Source organism: Cupriavidus sp. GW822-FHT03E04 (genome assembly GCF_058801495.1).
Genome location: NZ_JBXANI010000023.1, coordinates 82458 through 101320, shown reverse-complemented (window position 1 = coordinate 101320; position 18863 = coordinate 82458). Strand labels below are relative to the sequence as shown.

Genomic DNA, 18863 nt, shown 5'->3' with positions numbered 1-18863 from the left:
CCCAACATGTACCGAATCGGTATCGACGTCGGCGGCACTTTTACCGACTTCACCATGATCGACGAGGCGGCCGGGGCCGTGCAGTTCCATAAGGTCCCCTCCACCCCGCACGACCCGTCCGAGGCCATCGAGCGCGGCATTGCCGAACTGCTGCGCGACCACGGCGTGGCACCCGCCGAGGTGGCGCACGTGGGCCATGGCACCACCGTGGCCACCAACCTCATCATCGAGCGCAAAGGCGCGGCGGTGGGCCTGATCACGACCCAGGGCTTTCGCGACATCCTGGAAATCGGCCGGCAGACCCGCCCTCACCTGTTCGACTACAGCGTGACCAAGCCGCCGGTGCTGGTGCCCCGCGCGCACCGCGTCGAAGTGCCCGAACGGCTGGATGCCCAGGGCCACGTCGTAACGCCACTGGACGAGGCGGCCGTGCGCCGCGCCGCGCAAGCCTTCCGCGCCGCCGGCCTGGAGGCAGTGACGATCTGCTTCCTGCATGCCTATCGCAACCCTGCGCACGAGCAGCGCGCCCGGGCCATTGTGGAAGAGGTCATGCCCGGCGCGTATGTCAGCCTGTCGAGCGAGGTGCTGCCGGAATTCCGCGAGTACGAGCGCCTTTCCACCACCGTGCTGAACGCAGCCGTGGGCCCGCGCATGGCGCGTTACCTGGATCGCTTCATGGCACGCGTGGCCGACCTGGGCATTGCCCAGCGGCCCTACACCATCCACTCCAACGGCGGCCTGATGTCGGCTGCCGCGGTGCGCCAGTATCCGGTGCGGACCTGCCTCTCTGGCCCCGCCGCCGGCGTGGTGGGCGCGGCCGCGGTAGGCCGCGCCATTGGCCGGCCCGACCTGGTCACCTTCGATGTCGGCGGCACCAGTACCGACGTCTCGCTGATCTCCGCGGGCCGGCCCCTGTTCACATCGAACCGCCAGGTGGCCGGCTATCCGGTCAAGACGCCGATGGTGGATATCCACGTGATCGGCGCGGGCGGCGGCAGCATTGCCTGGCGCGACGACGCCGGCTCGCTCAAGGTCGGACCACACAGCGCGGGGGCCGTGCCCGGGCCGGTGGGCTATGCGCGCGGCGGCACCGAGCCCACCATCACCGATGCGGAAATCACGCTGCAGCGCCTCAACCCGGTCGCGCTGCTCAAGGGCCGCATGCCGGTGGACCTGGCCAGTGCCCGCCGTGTGATTGCCGAGCAGGTAGCGGCGCCGCTGGGGATCTCGCTGGAAGACGCCGCCGAGGGCATCATCCGCATCGCCAACGCCAACATGAGCCGCGCCATCCGCGCCGTGTCCACCGAGCGCGGCTACGACCTGTCGCGGTTCGCGCTGTACGCCTATGGCGGTGCCGGTCCGCTGCACGCGGTGGAGGTGGCCGAGGAATGCGGCATTCCCGTGGTGATCGTGCCGCAAGAGCCTGGCACCATGTGTGCGCGCGGCATTCTGCTGACCGATATCTCGTTCGACTTCGTGCGCAGCGAGATCTCGCTGGCCGATGGCGCCGGCTGGGGAGGCGTGGTCAGTGCATTCACCCAGCTGCGCGGCGAGGCGCAGGCCTGGCTCGAGGCCGAGCATGTGGCGCCGGAAAGCCAGCGCCTGCACTACGCTATCGACGCCCGCTACGATGGCCAGAACTTCGAGGTCCAGGTGCCGATGGAGGCCATAGACGGCGACAAGCTGGCGTCCTTCCTGGCGGCCTTCGAGGTCGAGCATGCGCGCGAGTACGGCTACCAGGTGCCGGGGCGCGCGGTGCAGATCATCAACTGCCGGGTGCAGGCGGTCGGCAAGGTCATCAAGGCCCCGCTCGCGCCGGCCCGCGCCGGCGGCACGCTGACGCAGGCGCTGCAGGGAGAACGCGAGGTCTACCACGGCCGCGTGCATGGCTGGCGCCTGACGCCGGTCTACGACCGAGACCAGCTTTGGGCGGGCCTGCGCATCGATGGCCCGGCAGTGATCGAGGAAATGAGCTCGACCACCGTGCTCGGCCCCACCCACCATGCCGAGGTTGACACCTTTGGCAACCTCATCGTCACGGTAGCCGGCGGCCAGCGTGAGCCTGTCCCCACCATCAATGCAAGCCAGGAAACCCAGGAAGGCGAACATGTCCACTGAATCCACCCGCGCCGCAGCACCCAGCCAGGATGCACTCGCCGACCCTATCGAGATGGAAGTGTTCAGCAACCGGCTGCTGTCCATCACCGAGGACATGAACAACACGCTGGTGCGGGCCTCGTTCTCCACCAATATCAAGGAGCGCAAGGATTGCTCGGTGGCGCTGTTCGATGCCACCGGGCGGCTGGTGGCCCAGGGCACGCAGATTCCGCTACACCTGGGCTCGCTGAACGGCGCCATCGAGGCCGTGCTGGCGCAGTTTCCCGCCGATACCATCCGCGACGGCGATGTCTTTATCTGCAACGACCCCTACCTGGCCAACGGCAGCCACCTGCCCGACATCAACATCGTCACGCCGGTGTTCTGGGAAGGCACGCTGCGCTTCTTCACCGCTAATATCGCGCACCATTCCGATGTGGGCGGCGCGGTGCCGGGGTCCATCGCCGGCACGCTGCGCAGCATCTTCGAGGAAGGCGTGCGTATCCCGGCCTGCCGCATCGCGCGCAGTGGCGAGCTCAATGATGACCTGTTGCGCCTGGTCTGCAGCAATACCCGCGACCCCGAGGAGCGCATGCTGGACCTGCGCGTGCAGATGGCCACCAACGCGCGCGGCGCCGAGGCGGTGCGCGGGCTGCTGCGGCAGATGGGGCTCGAGGCCGTGCTGCGCTCGGTGGAAGACGTGATCCGCTATACCCGCCGCCGGCTGGCCAACCGCGTGGCCGAGCTGCGCGAGGGCAACTACACCTTCACCAGCTACCTGGACGACGACGGCATGGGTGCCGATCCGGTGCCCATCTGCGTTACCCTGACCGTGGCGGAAGGGAGGCTGCATTTCGACTTCACCGGCTCAGGCAAGCAGGCGCGCGGCGCCATGAACCTGCCGATCAACGCCTTGCGCGCCACCGTGTACTACGCCGTCAAGGCGTTGCTGGACCCGGAACTCGTACCCAATGCCGGCATGTTCGACCCGATCACCATCAGCGCGCCGCGCGGCACCATCACCAACCCCGAGCCGCCCGCCGCGGTGGGTGCGCGCTCCATCACCGCCCAGAAGGTAGCGGGCGCCATCTTCGGCGCCTTCCGCGGCCTGCTGCCGGCGGAAAAAATCATGGCCTCGGGCAACGACTCATGCCCGGCCATCGTGTTCTCCGGGCGCCTGCGCCAGCGTGCGGGCGACTTTGTCTACCTGGAGACGATTGGCGGCGGCAGCGGCGCACGCTATGACGGCGACGGCATGGACGCGGTGCACGTGCATATGACCAACACGTCCAACCTGCCGGTCGAAGCGCTGGAGAACGAGTATCCGCTGCGCATGGATGAGTACGCGATGATTGCCGACTCCGGCGGCGCCGGCCGCACGCGCGGGGGCTTGGGCATCGCCAAGCAGATCCGCGCGCTGGTGCCAGGCATTGTCTTTTCCGCGCGCTCGGACAGCCATACCGTAGGCGTGCCTGCTGGCGTGGACGGCGGACGCGATGGCCGGCGCGCAAGGCTGGTACGGAACTCGGGCACGGCGCAGGAAAGCGAGCTGTTCTCCAAGACCGCCAATATCGCGCTGGAAGCCGGCGAAAGCGTGCGCATGGAGACGCCGGGCGGCGGCGGCTACGGCGATCCCGCGCAGCGTAGCGCGCAGGCGCTGGCGCAGGACCTGCGCGATGGCAAGGTGACGCCCGCCGCGGCACGGCAGGCCTATCCCGGTTACGTCGACGCCCAACCCTGAGGCGCGAACGGGACACGCGGCGCAGTCGAACCTGCGCCGCGTGAACCGAGCTTCATGCCACCACCAGGTGCGGTTCCAACTGCGCGATCGCGAACGCGCGCGTGTGGGCGATAAACGATTTCAGCAACAGCGACGGCGGCCGCTGGGTCGAGAACAGCACGGAAAAATCCGTCGTCAACTGCGGCTCGAAGACGCGAAAGCAAATGCCCTTGCCGCGATACTCCAGCGCGGTGATCGGATCGATCAGCGCCACCCCCAGTCCCGCCTCCACGAACGCGCAAATGCTCCACGACACCTGCGTCTCGACCTGCAGCTGGCGCTCGATCCCATAGGATGCGAACAGCGCATCGATTTGCAGACGCGAATCCAGCGCGCGTGGATGCGAGACGAATTTCTCGCCCGCCAGGTCGTGCGGCCGGATCACCTCTTCGCTGCATAGCCGATGCCCAACCGGCAGCGCGCACACCATCCGGGTGGAGATCAGCCGCTCGCCATGCGTGCTGGGGTGATTCATCGACAGGATCGCCAGGCCGACATCGCAGCGCTGCCCCACCACCATGTCCACCACGGTACGAGATGAGTGCGTCAGCATGGAGATCTGCGTCTGACCGTGCTGCGTCAGGAACTCCGCGATGGCGCGCGGCAGGAACGACAAGGCCAGCGCAGGCGCCGCGGCAATCTGCAGCGAGCCGCGCTGCAACTCGCGGATGTCCTGGGCGGCCAGTGCGATGCGCTCCACCCCGACCAATGAACGCTGCACTTCCTCATAGAGCACCTGCGCCTCGGCGGTCGGGTACAACCTGCCACGCACACGTTCGAACAGGGCAAAGCCAACAGATTCTTCAAGGTCGGCAATGAGCCGGGTGGCGGCCGGCTGTGAGATATGCAGCATTTCTGCAGCGCGCGTCACCGTCTGGCAAAGCATGACGGCGCGGAAGGCTTCGAGTTGTCGGATCTTCATGCCGCAAGTCTATAACACCATGTTATGGATAGGCCAAAAAAAAGAATTTTTCAAGCGTCGGCAGCCCCTCTAATCTATGTCAGGCAGCAATGTTTTACATAGCATATTTCCGAATTTTCTGTTGCGGTGCAACCATAACTTTTATGCATTGATTTGGTGAGGCATCGCCCATTACTGGTGCGCACGGAGGAAGGAAAAGATGAAGCAGCACATTGTGGCGGCAGCCATCCTGGCGGCATTCTCGGCATCGGCAGCCGTGGCGCAGCAGCCCACTTTGTATGTGGGTTCTTACGGCGGCTCGACCGAGAAGCTGTTCAAGGAAAAGATCATCCCGGCCTTCGAGGCAAAGGAGAAGGTCAAGGTGGTGTACGTGTCAGGCAACTCCACCGACACGCTGGCCAAGCTGCAGGCGCAAAAGGGCAAGCAGGAGCTGGACGTGGTCCTGCTCGATGATGGTCCCATGTACCAGGCGGTGCAGTTCGGCTTCTGCGACACGCTGAAGGATGCGCCGGTATACAAGGAGCTGTATCCACTTGCCCGCCTCACCGACAAGGCCACCGCCGTCGGTGTGGTCGCCACCGGCCTGGCCTACAACACCGAGGCATTCAAGAAGGCTGGGCTGCCGAAGCCGGATTCATGGGAAGCGCTGGCTGACAAGAAGCTGAAGCAGAAGATCGCCATCCCGCCCATCAGCAATACCTACGGCCTGCAAACGCTGGTGATGTTCGCCAAGCTGCGCAAGGGCAGTGAGCAGAGCATCGATCCCGGGTTCACCGCACTGACCAAGGAAGTGGGGCCCAACGTGCTGGCCTGGGAACCGTCGCCGGGCAAGATGACCGAACTCTTCCAAAATGGCGATATCTCGCTGGCCGTGTGGGGCAGCGGCCGCGTGCAGAGCCTGAAGGATACCGGCTTCCCGGTGGAATTCGTCTACCCGAAGGAAGGCGCTCCCGCCTTGATGATCGCGGCCTGCCCGGTGGTGCAAAGCGATGTGCCCGCGCAGGCGCAGGCGCTGGTCCAGTACCTGTTGACGCCGGATGTGCAAGCCATGCTGGCGGATTCACAGGGCTGGGGCCCCGTCAATGCCAAGACCGCGCTCGATGCCAAGGTATCGGCCAAGGTGCCCTATGGCAAGGCGCAGATCGACAAGCTGCTGCCGACCAACTGGACGCTCGTCAACGACAAGCGCACCGAGTGGACCAACCGGTGGAACCGCACCGTGGAACGCTGAAACAGCGCCCTTTCCCGCAATTGCCATGATCGACGGAGCCTCTTGCGGGGGGCGCCGCGCCAACCACGAAAAGACCATGACGTTCCTCACCCTCAACAGTCTCGCAAAGGCCTATGGCGGCTTCCACGCCGTCGAAAATCTGAGCCTGGAAGTCAAGCGCGGCGAGTTCCTCTCCCTGCTTGGTCCATCCGGCTGCGGCAAAACGACCACCCTGCAGATGATCGCTGGCTTTGTGGAACCCACACGTGGCAGCATCCGGCTCGATGGTCGGGACATCACCGCCCTGCGCCCGGAAAAGCGTGGCATGGGCGTGGTGTTCCAGAGCTATGCGTTGTTCCCGCACATGACAGTGGCTGCCAATATCGCCTTTGGACTGGAGATGCGCGGCGTGGCCGGCGCCGATCGCAGCCGGCGCATTGACGAGACGCTTGAGCTGGTGCGCCTTGGTGGCCTTGGCAAGCGCTACCCGCGCGAGCTGTCCGGCGGCCAGCGCCAGCGCGTGGCAATCGCCCGCGCGCTAGCCATCCGGCCTGAGGTGCTGCTGCTGGACGAACCCATGTCCAACCTGGATGCCAAGCTGCGCGAGGACATGCACATCGAACTGCGCGCGATCCAGCGCCACCTTGGCATCACCACCATTCTGGTGACCCATGACCAGGTCGAGGCCATGACCATGAGCGACCGCATCGCTGTGATGCATGGCGGGCGTATCGTGCAGCTGGCCGCACCGTTCGAGGCCTACGAACGTCCGCAGTCCGCCTTTGCTTCCGGCTTCCTCGGAAAGACCAATGCCATCCGCGGCGTGGTGGAAAAGACCAATCCGCGCTGCTGCGAGGTGCGCCTGGGCGCCACGCTCGCGCATGTACCGCATGAAGGCCGCGAGGTTGGCAAGGACGTGCATGTCTATGTGCGGCCCGAGAAGATCCGCCTGGAACCGGCGGATGCCGGCGGCATCCCCGCCACGGTGCAGACGCGCCTGTTCCTCGGCAACCACTGGATGCTGGAAGTGCAAACCACGCTCGGGCTGCTCCGCGTCAGCCAGCCCAACCATGGCACCGCGCCGCCCGAAGAGGGTTCGGCGGTCAGCGTGCTGTGGTCGGACGATGACCTGCGCGTACTGACGGCGGAGCAACATCATGGCTGACACCACCGTCTCCACCCTGCCCTCCGGCGCACCGGCCTTGCCCGCCAAGGCCGCCGCCGCCAGCAATGATACGCATGCCGGCTCGGCGCCCTGGCTACTGTCGGCACCCGCGCTGCTGCTGTTCGCCGCCATGCTGCTGGTGCCGCTGGCGCTTACCGCGCTGCTGTCGTTCCGTGTCTTCGACGGCACGCATGGCGTGCTGCCGGACCTGACCATGGCCAACTACCTTGAAGTGCTTGGCGACAGTTACTACCACGAGATCTTCCTACGCACCGCAGGCCTTGCGCTGGCGGTAACCGTGCTGACCGTTCTCCTGGGCGTGCCCGAGACCATCATCCTGGCGCGCATGCAGAGTCCCTGGCGCGCGTTGTTCCTGATCGTGATCCTGGGGCCGCAGCTGATTTCGGTGGTAGTGCGCACGCTTGGCTGGGCCATCCTGCTGGGCAACAACGGGCTGATCAACGAGGCCCTGCAATGGATGGGCATTGTCGACGAGCCGATCAAGCTTGTCTTTACCCTGACCGGCGTGGTGATCGCGCTCACCCACGTGTTGATCCCCTTCATGGTGATTTCCGTATGGGCCGCGCTGCAAAAACTCGACCCGCAGGTCGAGAACGCTGGTCTGGCCTTTGGCGCGTCGCCTTTCACCGTGTTCCGCCGCATCATCCTGCCGCAGATCCTGCCGGGCATCCTGTCCGGCGGCATCATCGTGTTCGCCCTGGCTGCATCGGCCTTTGCCACGCCGGCCATCCTTGGCGGGCGCCGCCTCAAGGTGGTCGCCACCGCGGCCTATGACGAATTCCTCAATACGCTGAACTGGCCGCTCGGCGCGACCATCGCCGTGCTGCTGCTGATCGCCAACGTAATCATCATCGTGGGCTGCAACCGGCTGGTGGAGCGACGTTTCCGCCAGGTGTTCGAAGGCTGAAGAGAGAAATCATGCGCAAGAACGGACTGTTCTCCCTGCTCTACCACAGCCTCTTCATCGCCTTCATCGTGGCGCCGCTGCTGGTGGTGGTGGCGGTCTCTTTCACCGGCAAGGGCTATATCTCCCTGCCCACTGACGGACTCTCGCTGCGGTGGTTCCGCGCCATCGGCGACGCCCACGAGATTGTCAACGCGTTCTGGCTGTCGCTATGGCTGGGACTGGCCTCGGCCACCATTGCGGTGGCGCTGGCCGTGCCGGGCGCGCTGGCGCTTACCCGCTATCGCTTTCCGGGGCGCGGCGCGCTGATGGGTTTTTTCATGTCGCCGCTGATGATCCCGCACGTGGTGCTGGGCGTGGCCTTCCTGCGCTTCTTCACCACGGTGGGCGTGAGCGGCTCGTTCTTCTGGCTGGCGCTGACGCACGTGGTGGTGGTGATGCCTTATGCGCTGCGCCTGGTGCTGGCCGCCGCCACCGGGCTGGACCGAGACGCGGAACGTGCCGCGCTGTCGCTCGGCGCGAGCCGCTTCACAGCCTTCCGGCGCGTGGTGCTACCGCTGATCCTGCCTGGCGTAGTGGGTGGCTGGATGCTGGCCTTTATCCAGAGCTTCGACGAGCTCACCATGACCGTGTTCGTCGCCACCCCGGGCACGACCACATTGCCGGTGGCCATGTACAACCAGATTGCCCAGACCATCGATCCGCTGGTGGCCTCGGTGTCCACGGTGCTGATTGTCGGTACGCTGGTGCTGATGGTGCTGCTGGACCGCATCGTCGGGCTCGACCGTGTGCTGATCGGCAAGAATTGAACGCCCGCGCAAGGCGTGTTTCGCAACCCACTCTCATCATGACCACAAGCGATCTTATCGTCATCGGCGGCGGCCTGGTCGGCACCGCCATTGCCTACGGGGCCGCCCGCAACGGCGTGTGCGTGACCGTGCTGGACGAAGGCGACGATGCCTTCCGTGCCTCGCGCGGCAACTTCGGTCTGGTCTGGGTCCAGGGCAAGGGCTACGGCATGGCACCCTATGCCAGCTGGACCATGGGCTCGGCGCAGCGCTGGCCTGCGCTTGCCGCCGCGCTGCTGGCAGACACCGGTATCGATGTGCAACTCAAACAGCCGGGCGGCTTCCACCTTTGCTTCTCCGCCGAGGAGATGCAGGCGCGCGAGGCGCGGCTGCAGCGCATTCGCGATGACCTTGGCGGCGACTATCCGTTCGAGATGCTGGACCACGACATGGTGGCCGCGCGCCTGCCCGGCATCGGGCCGGACGTGGCCGGCGCCAGCTACACGCCGATGGACGGCCATGCGAATCCGCTCAAGCTGCTGCGTGCCTTGCACACGGCATGCCAGCAGCGTGGCGTACGGATACTGCCCCGCCACGGCGTGGGACAGATCGGGCGCGATGGCGCGGGCTTTGTCGTGGAAGCCGGCGGCACGCGCTTTGCGGCGCCCCGCATCGTGCTGGCATCTGGCCTGGGCAATCGCGCGCTGGCCGGGCAGATCGGGCTGCATGCGCCGGTGGCACCCAACCGCGGCCAGGTCCTGATCGGAGAGCGAGCCTCACACTTCCTCGATCATCCCACCACCTATGTGCGCCAGACCGACGAGGGCACGATCCAGCTAGGCGACTCGATGGAAGACGTCGGGTTCGATGATGGCACGACAGTGGACGTGCTCAGTGCGATCGCTAGTCGCGGCGTGCGCAGTTTCCCCGCGTTGGCCAGTCTCAAGCTGGTGCGCGCCTGGGGCGCGCTGCGCGTGATGACCCCGGACGGTTTCCCAATCTACCAGGAGAGCGCCGCCTGCCCCGGCGCCTTTGTCACCACTTGCCACAGCGGCGTCACGCTAGCCGCCGCCCATGTCTTTCGTGTAGCGCCGTGGGTCAGCGGCGGCGCCAGGCCCGAAGGCATTGACGTGTTCACTGGCGACCGCTTCCTCAATACCAACCAGGTTTCCCATCATGCCCACTGAAGCCCTGTTCCGCCCGCTTGCCGACGGCGCCGTCATGGTGACGATCGAATTCAACGGCCAGCCCCTGCGTGTGCCCTCCGGGCGCAGCGTGGCTGCTGCGCTGCTGGCCGGCGGCGTGACTCCCTTGCGCACCACGCCGGTCAGCGGCGCACTGCGCGCGCCCTACTGCATGATGGGCGTGTGCTTCGAATGCCTGATGGAGATCGAGGGCCAGCCAAGCCGTCAGGCTTGCCTGGTGCAGGTGTGCGAAGGCATGACCGTGCGCAGCCAGCATGGCGCGCGCGACCTTGCGCTCGAGTTCGCAGCGCCGGAGACCGCAACCGAGAAGGAGGCCGACCATGCCTGAGGAGCAATTCGATATTGCCATCATCGGCGCCGGGCCGGCCGGCATGGCCGCTGCCGTGGCCGCCTCCGCCCACGGCGCGCGCGTGGCGCTGCTGGACGAGCAGGATGCCCCCGGCGGCCAGATCTATCGTGCCATCACGGCAGCCACGCCGGAGCGGCTGCGCATCCTCGGGCCCGACTACGCGGCCGGCGCCGCCCTGGCCGAGGCTTTCGCCGCCAGCGGTGCACAGCACATCACCGGCGCGGCGGTGTGGCAGGTCACGCGCGAGCGTGTCGTGCATTATCTGCGCGATGGCGGCGTGGCGAGCCTGCGGGCCGGGCAGGTCATCCTGTGCACCGGTGCCATGGAACGGCCCTTCCCGATTCCAGGCTGGACCCTGCCCGGCGTGATGACTGCGGGCGCGGCGCAAATCCTGCTCAAGAGCGCCGACCTCGCGCCCGCCGAGCCGGTGGTGCTGGCCGGGTGCGGCCCGCTGCTCTACCTGCTGGGGTGGCAGTATGTGCGCGCCGGCGTGCCGATCCGCGCCATTGTCGACACCACCGATGGCGCCGACTACCGCCACGCGCTCTCCCACCTGGGCGGCGCACTGGCCGGCTGGCGCTACCTGAAAAAGGGCCTGGCGCTGATGCGCACGCTCAGCAAGAGTGGCGTGCCCTTCTACAAAGGCGCCACCGGCCTTGCCGTCGAGGGCGACGACGCGGTGCGCGCGCTGCGTTTTACGAGCGGCGGGCGCGAACAGTGCATCGAGACCCGCACCGTGCTGCTCCACCAGGGCGTGGTACCCAATACGCAGTTCACCTGGGCCCTGCGTGCCGCGCATCGGTGGGACGATATCCAGTTGTGCTGGCAGCCGCAAGCGGACCAATGGGGTGCGCTCGACATTCCCGGCATCTATATCGCCGGCGATGGACGCGGCATCGGCGGTGCGCTGGCAGCACGCCTGCAAGGCGAGCTGGCCGGGCTGGCGGCCGCGCATGCGGCAGGCCGCCTGGACGCCGCCGGGCGCGACCGCCACGCAGCGCCCGCCCGCGCCGCGCTGCGCTCGCACCTGCAGATCCGCCCCTTCCTCGATGCGCTGTATCGCCCCAAGGCCGCCAACCGCGTGCCGGCGGACGAAGTCGTCGTGTGTCGCTGCGAAGAGGTCACGGCCGGCGAGATCCGTGCGTTTGTCGAACTGGGCTGCGGTGGTCCCAACCAGACCAAGTCCTTCGGCCGTTGCGGCATGGGCCCGTGCCAGGGCCGGCTCTGCGGGCTGACCGTAACGGAGGTCATCGCGCAGGCACGCGGCGTGCCGCCGCAGGAGGTGGGCTACTACCGCATCCGCCCGCCCATCAAGCCGATCACCCTTGGCGAGCTTGCCCGTGAAGCCTGATGCCAAACTAGGGGCCGATGTCATCGTCATCGGCGGTGGCCTGCAGGGGACTTCCAGCGCGCTGCAACTGGCGCGATGCGGCCTGCGGGTGACGCTGCTCGAAGCGGAATACTGCGGCCGGCACGCTTCCGGGGTGAATGCCGGCGGGGTCCGCACGCTGGGCCGGCATGTGGCCGAGATCCCGCTCGCACTCGCCGCACGCAAACTGTGGCACCGCCTGGCCGAGCTGACCGGCGACGACGCCGATTTCGTACCGAGCGGCCAGCTCAAGGTGGCGGAGAGCGAGGCCGAGCTGGAAGTGCTGCGTGGCCGGGTGGCGCAGTTGCAGGCACTGGGATTCACGCACGAGGCGCTGGTGGACGCCCGCACCGTGCACGAACTGGTGCCATCCATCGCGCCTCACGTCACCGGCGCAATTTGGGCGCACGAAGATGGCCATGCGCTGCCCTACCGTGCCGTGACAGGCTTCCGGCGCGCGGCCGAGCGCGCCGGCGTGGCGATCCACGAAGGCACGCCGGCGCTGCAGGTGGAGCGCACGGGAAACCACTGGCTAGTCCGCACCACGCGCGGCACCTTCAGCGCCTGCCATCTCGTCAACACGGCAGGGGCATGGGCCGGCGAATTTGCAGCACAGGTCGGCGAGCCGGTGCCGGTGCAGGCCGGCGGCCTGATGCTGATGATCACCTACCGTGTTGCGCCCTTCGTCAAACCGGTATTGGGCGCCACCGGCCGGGCCCTGTCGTTCAAGCAGTTCGCCAACGGCACTGTGCTGATCGGCGGCGGGCTGCGCTGCGAGGCGAATGCGAAAGCCCGCCACGGCGAAGTCGACATGCTCAAGCTCGCGACCAGCGCACAGACCGTTACCGCGCTGTTCCCCCACCTCGGCCCGCTTGCGATCAACCGCGCCTGGGCGGGCGTGGAAGCCTTCATGCCGGACGAGATCCCCGTCATCAGCCGCAGCCGCACAGCGCCCGACCTGGTGCATGCATTCGGCTTTTCCGCGCATGGATTTGAGCTGGGGCCCATCATCGGCCAGATCGTTGCCGAACTGGTCACCGAGGGGCATGCCTCACTCCCTGTCGAAGCCTTCGCCATCGATCGCTTTGGCAAACCCCAGAGCACGCAGGCTGCAGCCCGGCGCGATTAGGCTAATACCGTCTTCATTACCTTCCACCACACCACCCTCAACCAACCACCAACAGGAATCGCACATGAGCCAGATCCAGCGCTATCAATCCACCAAACGCCTGTCCCGCCTGGTCGTCCACAACGACATCGTCTACGTAGCCGGCGTCACCGCCGGGGACACTACCGCCGACATCGCCGGCCAGACCCGCGACGTGCTCGCGAAGATCGACGGCTATCTGGCCAGCGTCGGCGCCGACAAAGAGAAGCTGCTGTCGGTGCAGATCTGGCTGAAGGACATCGCCCGCGACTTCGACGGCATGAATGCCGCCTGGGAGCAATGGATCCCCGAGCACGCTGTACCCACCCGCGCGACGTGCGAGGCCAAGCTGGCACGCCCCGAACTGCTGGTCGAAATCATCGTGACGGCGGCGCTCTAAGCCAGGGGCGAGTGCATGGGCCATCAGGCGCACATGCTAGAGGCGCTAACCGGGACGCTCTACCGGTCCGATTAGCGCCGCTAGCGTATTAATGATTGTGGCTCGCGAGTAGAAACTGTAGGTAGGCCTTGGCTCCGGAAGCTTCCCGAGCCTGTAATCCATGCCAAGCTCAGCATCCGGCTTTGTCTCCTCGCGCCACCGGCGCACGGGCTGGGCGGGGACCTTCCGTTCGATACCGAATGGGGGCTCGACTGGGCGCACGGCGGACGAATGTTGCGGCACGTCGATCGCTCTTTCACGCCTCTGGCTCATGGGCGCCGTGAAAGAAAATAAATCCATATCCCGACGTCGCGCGCATCGCGGCTGAATACTGCCGGCACGGCGGTCGAACAGCACGACACATGCGACGTAAGAGTGGAAGCTTCTCGGACGCCACCATCCTCCTGCACCGCGACCCGCTTGCCCTGAGCATTTTTGACCCGATCGTCAGCGCGGACGGGATTCTACGACTAGCAAGTACGCTGGTCGCACCCGGTCCCAATTGGACAAGGTCAAGCGATTGCTGGGCGCTGCAAGCGGTAGGCCCTCTTATCATCGAGCGGCCCTGCCCAGCCTCCCCAGCCATTTGTCGGGGGGACTATTTTTCCCCTCGGACAATCCCTCCATTAGCGGGATACCGAAACTGCTGCAATGCAACATACTTGCCAACGGCGACTTGACTGACCCCGTGTTGCCATTCCTCGAGGGTGTGGGCGCCAACCCTGCCGCCTACACCCCTTTTTCTACCGGCTTCCCGTTAAATCCCCCGAGGGAAACCAGCGTTACTGCGTCGATGCCTTGATGTTGGTGCGCGTGCCGCGCTTGATCAACTCTCCGGCTACGAGCCCTCCTGGGGACGCCTTGTCTGACCCGGCAGTCACTAGCGTGGCGAGGACGGACCGCAAAAAATCCATCTCTTTATATTTCTCAGTACGCGCAAAAACGACTACCCGCTTCACTAATGCCGCGATATGAAAGAAACGCAACTAGTGAGCGGGCAAACCTAGACATGCGGGGATATTGCCGCGTCGCTGACTCCAAGAGACAGCTTTGGCAGCAACTCCTCAGGCCAAGGAATTTCAACTCGGCAAACGGATTCCGGTGCTCGTGCTCACGCCTCTGGAATCAGAAACTTGTCGCGATTCTTCCCCAGCCACGCCGGTGCACGACCACGCCCGGTCCAAGTGGCGCCGGTCTTCGGGTCCATGTACTTCGGCGGCAGCGAGGTTTTCTCTTTTGCCGGAGCCTTAGCCTGATCGCTAGCTGCCGGGCGCCCACGGCGTCGTTTCGGAGCCAAGTCCTCAACGGTAAGTTCGTACTCCGCCATCAAACCCTGGATCTTCGCGATAACTCCAGCGACCTCGCTTTGACGAACCTCAGCGAGTTGGGTTTCGAGCTTTTCTTTTTCTGCCAGCAATTGTTTGTAGGTAGCCATGTCGATCTCCATCAATTAAGAACAGTTCGATATCCTACAGCACATCACCGAACTTTCACCAACTCCTTTCTTTTAGTCCGCCGGGTACCATTAAGCCCGAATTCTAGCGAGTGAATTCAGAACAAGCAGCCAATGTACAGAATGATGTACGGACAAACAAGCCTTTCGGAAATTGCTGAACAAGGAAGGCCGGGGCGCCCAGAACGCAAACAAGGTCCTCGTTGTAATCGTGATACTGGGGGAATCTGGCCAATGCCAGGGCGAACATCCAACTAGCTGAATGAACGGTGTTCCAGAAGAGCGAAGAAATCGCAGCTCCCCTCTCTCCTTGTGCCACCGAGTCCGCCCCCGCACTCCGCAGTGCCTGCACCTGTCAATCGCCGAGGTAGCCATCGAGCTCAGGGCCCCGCCGGCGGCTACAATACTATGATGGCGCAGGGCGTGGCCCATATGCGCCGAGAAAGTGAGTGGAGGAGTGTATGGCGACAGCTCGAGCTGGCACCAAAGGAGAGGCACTAAGACTCCTCGGGACAGAAGGCGTGACGGTGGTGGAACTGGACTATGAGGCTGGCTGGCAAGATGCGATTGAGCTTGGTCGGCTCGGCCAGAAGGCAGGGATACGCGTGGAATATCGCGGGCAAGAGAACGTCGCAGTCAAATCTCCAACGGCATTGGTTGCCGGCCTAATGCGGCCAAAATCGACCTTCCGGCAGCGAAACCTCTATTGCCAGTTTGAGTTGAGCGAACTGCCGACAGCTGCGCTGGAGAGTTTGGAGGCGAAGGCGTCCAAACTGGGGGACTATATCCTCGCCGGGCGATTGATGCGGGAAGTGGAGGCGGTATGGGAAGATTAAATACCTTTCCCCCCGCCACCGCACTTGACACATTGGTGCAGAAAACGCGGGCGAGTACAGGCTCCCCCAAAGAGGTGCAATGTGCCGTGTAACTACGGTCAGGCCATAGCTTTGACGCCGCTGATTTCGTTACCCTGCTACTTCGAGTGCAGACACTCGACAAGACAGTACTCAACTACCCGGCCACCGCACAGCACTCCACGGATTCCCACTGTCAACTTGAACAGCGCGTGAGTGGGACGATGCTGGCGCAAAAGTCGCTCGGTAAGCACATCATCCACATTGCCCTCGATATGCGCTTGTAGTCACCGTTCATCGGATCTTTTGCCTCGGCATCAGCGCGCTCGCTACTAGATCGGTCGGCGGCGCGCCTACTCGGATAGGTCGTCCAACTCATAACTGGTACTGCGCCCGCCTGCGTCCGATTTTCGTAATATCCCACGTGCGAACAGATCACTGATGTCGCGCAGCGCGGTGTCTGGAGAGCATTTGGCGATCGCCGCCCACTTGGAGCTCGTGAGCTTGCCTTCGAAGCCATCGAGCAGTCGGTTGAGCAGTTTCACTTGCCGCTCGTTCAATGCCGTGGGCGCCCAGCGCTGCCAGAATCGCGTCTTGACCAGCACAGCATCAAGAGTGTGCTGCGCCTGATCAAAGGCGCGATGCAGCGTATCAAGGAACCAGGCCAGCCACTCGGTGACATCCATCGACCGCTTCTGGGTCCGCTCCAGGATATCGTAGTAGGCCTTGCGCTCCCGCTGGATCTGCGCCGACAGGCTGTAGAAACGCTGTGGGCTGCCATCGGCACGCGCCAGCAGCAGGTCGCCGATCGCACGGGCTATACGGCCATTGCCGTCGTCAAACGGATGCAAGGTGACGAGCCACAAATGACCCAGGCCTGCCTTGAGCAGAGGTGGATCGTTCGATGCATCGTTGACCCAATCGAGAAACTGGCTTGTTTCAGCTTCCAGGCGATTGGCTGGCGGCGCTTCGAAATGCACACTTTGTCGGCCAATGGGGCCGGACACCACCTGTATCGGACCGCTGGTGTCGTCACGCCAGCCACCGACCTTGATCCGGGCAAGGCCAGAGTAGCCGGTGGGAAACAGCGCGGCATGCCAGCCGAACAATCGCGCCCGGGTGACCGGTGCATGGCAATTGGCGGTCGCGTCGAGTACCAATTCAACCACGCCTTCGACGTGACGATCGACCGGGGCCAGTGCGCCAATGTCCACACCTAGGCGACGGGCGATGGACGAACGCACGGATGCGACGCTGAGCTGTTCGCCCTCGATCTCGCTGGTCTTGACCACGTCCTCGGTGAGCGCTGCGAGACTCGCCTGATCGCGCAGAGCCATGCCAACATCGGCCAAGCGCCCCATCAGTAGTCCTTGGGCACGACTAACCTCGGCCATACGCACTGCCAGGGCAGCCAGATCGTAGTGCCAGCTCGGCCAGTCACTGGCCTGCCAGACGTAAGTGCAATCGCCGCTTTTCATGCGGAGATTATGGGCTAGTTTCTCCGCAGACTCAAGTTATTCACCGCGCCTCGTGCGGTGATAGTCCCTGATATTCACGGCAGGAAGGCAAAGCCGGTCGGTCGCCTGCGTCAGCGCGAGGCAGAGCTTCCGGCAAGACTACGACGCGGAAATGTGACGCGGCCGCTCTGCTTGTCGATACCAGGCTAGACCCGTGACGTGCTATTCGTGGGCCCATTCAGCGCTGGCGCCGGCACGCCATCCTCCGATTTAGTGTTCAACAACGTCCTGTGCCCATAGCCTGCGCGAATTGCTCAGTGGGACACGCCAGCGTTCGCATCCCAGCATCGATGCCACCCATTGGCGAGGCGCCTCGACAGCGCCCTCCATGTTGGCGGAAGCCTTGTCGGCCAGTTCGGCATCCTCCAGTGGCCGGGCCGCGCTACCTGCCGGCACCTGGAGTTCGTGGGTCATGACCCGCCCATCGTGATGACGCACCATGACACGCGCGCCCGGCTGCCTGCCCGGCCCGCGCATGCGCCGGTCGAGATCTGAATCGACCGTCGCCCTGACCCTACGCATCACGGCGTGCAAGGCTGGATCTACACGCCGCGCGTCGGCATACCACGCCGCGCCGCACGGCAGCCGTAGGACTGTGGCGGCGATGGTATATGGCAGGCTGAACTGCGCATCCGTGGCATTGGTCGGCGCCATGTCCATGAAATCCTCGACCAGCCTCGCGAACGTCGAAACTTCGATTTCCGCGATATCTTGCGCATGCCAACCGGACTGCATGAGGATGACTTCGGTGCATTCGAGTGCGCAGGCCAGCCACCGGCAAGCGGGATAACGCTTGATGCTGCCATACGAGAGATACCACTCGTCTCCGGGTAGCGCCGCAAGTATGGCCGAGTTGAAGCGATCTGAACCCAGCATCCGCCAGTAGCCCTGCTCGCCGTCGAATACGTCGAGACTACCGACGAACCCCGCCTGCGCCAGGCAAGCCGCCTGTACGCCAGCTTGGGCCGCCGATGCCACGCCGTCCTTCAATGTGACCAGTGGTCGAGCCTGCCAGTTGTACTTGTGCAGGCTTGGCACGCAGGTCAGCGTTGCGGCGAGTCCAATGGCGTGATGCAACTGCGCTTCATCGAAACCCGCGATGCGTCCGTAAGCGATCGCGGCCCCGATGGCCTGATGTTGCGCGATGCCATAAGCCTGCGCGAAGCGTTCGGCACTGGGCTGCATGGCGTGGATCAGGCGGTTGTTGACCTCGAAGCCAGCAGCCAGCGCTGCCAGGAACGTCTCGCCGGTAACGTCATGCTGACAGCCGTCCAACGCGGCCATCGCTGCGGCAACCAGCGATGCACCGGGATGCCCCATGCCTTTGCCATCGATCTCGACCCCGTCGTCATGATCTAGGCCGTTAATGATCATCGCGTTGGCAAGCGCAGCGGCTGGCGCCGCATGCTGGCTATCCAGGCCGAATACATGGCAGGGGCCGCTGCCGCTTAACACGTGTACGGCGCGCCACGCCAGGCTCGCGGCTTCCGAATCGCTGGCGGCGACGCCGCATGCGACGGCATCAACCACGTGCTGCTTGACCTTCTGGCGGACCCAGGCGGGCAAACGTTCGTACGTCAGGTCACTGGCAAAGCGAACGACCTGGCGCGTAATACTCTGTGTGTTCATTGGGGAGAGTCGGG

16 protein-coding genes are annotated in these 18863 nt (G+C 64.8%); 12 read left to right on the top strand and 4 right to left on the bottom strand.

Going from position 1 to position 18863, the window contains the following annotated elements; genetic code table 11:
- Nucleotides 1–6: 6 nt before the first annotated feature.
- Nucleotides 7–2118, top strand: coding sequence for a hydantoinase/oxoprolinase family protein (locus AC1RQC_RS29425; RefSeq protein ID WP_492808966.1), 2112 nt, complete (start codon nt 7–9; stop codon nt 2116–2118).
- Complete coding sequence (locus tag AC1RQC_RS29420; RefSeq protein WP_492885417.1) at nt 2108–3838, top strand: hydantoinase B/oxoprolinase family protein; 1731 nt, start codon at nt 2108–2110, stop codon at nt 3836–3838. The genes AC1RQC_RS29425 and AC1RQC_RS29420 overlap by 11 nt, the downstream gene beginning before the upstream one ends.
- 52 nt (nt 3839–3890) lie before the next feature.
- On the opposite strand, the gene AC1RQC_RS29415 is transcribed toward AC1RQC_RS29420, so the two are convergent.
- Nucleotides 3891–4799 carry a LysR substrate-binding domain-containing protein gene (locus AC1RQC_RS29415; protein WP_045237345.1) on the bottom strand — a complete coding sequence of 303 codons (909 nt, stop codon included), beginning with the start codon at nt 4797–4799 and terminating at the stop codon, nt 3891–3893.
- 199 nt (nt 4800–4998) lie between these two features.
- On the opposite strand from AC1RQC_RS29415, the gene AC1RQC_RS29410 reads away from it, so the two are divergent.
- From AC1RQC_RS29410 to AC1RQC_RS29370, 9 genes are all read left to right on the top strand, one after another.
- The gene (locus AC1RQC_RS29410) at nt 4999–6030 is read left to right on the top strand and encodes an ABC transporter substrate-binding protein (RefSeq protein ID WP_492808962.1); all 1032 of its coding nucleotides are present in this window, start codon (nt 4999–5001) and stop codon (nt 6028–6030) included.
- 76 nt (nt 6031–6106) lie between these two features.
- Nucleotides 6107–7174, top strand: a complete 1068-nt coding sequence (locus tag AC1RQC_RS29405) for an ABC transporter ATP-binding protein (RefSeq protein WP_492885415.1) — start codon at nt 6107–6109, stop codon at nt 7172–7174.
- Nucleotides 7175–7304: 130 nt separating this feature from the next.
- The gene (locus AC1RQC_RS29400) at nt 7305–8102 is read left to right on the top strand and encodes an ABC transporter permease (RefSeq protein WP_492885485.1); all 798 of its coding nucleotides are present in this window, start codon (nt 7305–7307) and stop codon (nt 8100–8102) included.
- An 11-nt stretch (nt 8103–8113) separates the two neighbouring features.
- Nucleotides 8114–8908 (top strand): ABC transporter permease, encoded by a 795-nt coding sequence (locus AC1RQC_RS29395; RefSeq protein ID WP_492808958.1) that lies wholly within the window; start codon nt 8114–8116, stop codon nt 8906–8908.
- A 38-nt stretch (nt 8909–8946) separates the two neighbouring features.
- Nucleotides 8947–10074: an NAD(P)/FAD-dependent oxidoreductase gene (locus AC1RQC_RS29390; RefSeq protein ID WP_492885413.1), complete on the top strand. Its 1128-nt coding sequence runs from the start codon at nt 8947–8949 to the stop codon at nt 10072–10074.
- On the top strand, nt 10064–10420 hold the full coding sequence (locus tag AC1RQC_RS29385; protein ID WP_492808954.1) for a (2Fe-2S)-binding protein: 357 nt from the start codon (nt 10064–10066) through the stop codon (nt 10418–10420). The genes AC1RQC_RS29390 and AC1RQC_RS29385 overlap by 11 nt, the downstream gene beginning before the upstream one ends.
- On the top strand, nt 10413–11792 hold the full coding sequence (locus AC1RQC_RS29380) for an FAD/NAD(P)-dependent oxidoreductase (protein WP_492808952.1): 1380 nt from the start codon (nt 10413–10415) through the stop codon (nt 11790–11792). The genes AC1RQC_RS29385 and AC1RQC_RS29380 overlap by 8 nt, the downstream gene beginning before the upstream one ends.
- Nucleotides 11782–12939: an NAD(P)/FAD-dependent oxidoreductase gene (locus tag AC1RQC_RS29375; RefSeq protein WP_492808950.1), complete on the top strand. Its 1158-nt coding sequence runs from the start codon at nt 11782–11784 to the stop codon at nt 12937–12939. Before AC1RQC_RS29380 ends, AC1RQC_RS29375 begins: the two co-directional genes overlap by 11 nt.
- Nucleotides 12940–13003: 64 nt before the next feature.
- A complete protein-coding gene (locus tag AC1RQC_RS29370) occupies nt 13004–13357 on the top strand; it encodes a RidA family protein (protein ID WP_492808948.1) in 354 nt (117 codons plus the stop codon).
- A gap of 1150 nt (nt 13358–14507) precedes the next feature.
- On the opposite strand, the gene AC1RQC_RS29365 is transcribed toward AC1RQC_RS29370, so the two are convergent.
- On the bottom strand, nt 14508–14831 hold the full coding sequence (locus AC1RQC_RS29365; RefSeq protein WP_416046761.1) for an H-NS histone family protein: 324 nt from the start codon (nt 14829–14831) through the stop codon (nt 14508–14510).
- 479 nt (nt 14832–15310) lie between these two features.
- Here AC1RQC_RS29365 and AC1RQC_RS29360 point away from each other — a divergent pair, with 479 nt between their 5' ends.
- A complete protein-coding gene (locus AC1RQC_RS29360) occupies nt 15311–15685 on the top strand; it encodes a PHA-granule associated protein 4 (RefSeq protein ID WP_492808946.1) in 375 nt (124 codons plus the stop codon).
- A 371-nt stretch (nt 15686–16056) separates the two neighbouring features.
- Here AC1RQC_RS29360 and AC1RQC_RS29355 read toward each other — a convergent pair whose 3' ends face one another.
- Both AC1RQC_RS29355 and AC1RQC_RS29350 read right to left on the bottom strand, forming a co-directional pair.
- The gene (locus tag AC1RQC_RS29355) at nt 16057–17181 is read right to left on the bottom strand and encodes a Fic family protein (protein WP_492885411.1); all 1125 of its coding nucleotides are present in this window, start codon (nt 17179–17181) and stop codon (nt 16057–16059) included.
- Nucleotides 17182–17430: 249 nt separating this feature from the next.
- Entirely contained in the window at nt 17431–18849 is a 1419-nt protein-coding gene (locus AC1RQC_RS29350; RefSeq protein ID WP_492808942.1) for an MmgE/PrpD family protein, read from the bottom strand.
- Nucleotides 18850–18863: the final 14 nt, after the last annotated feature.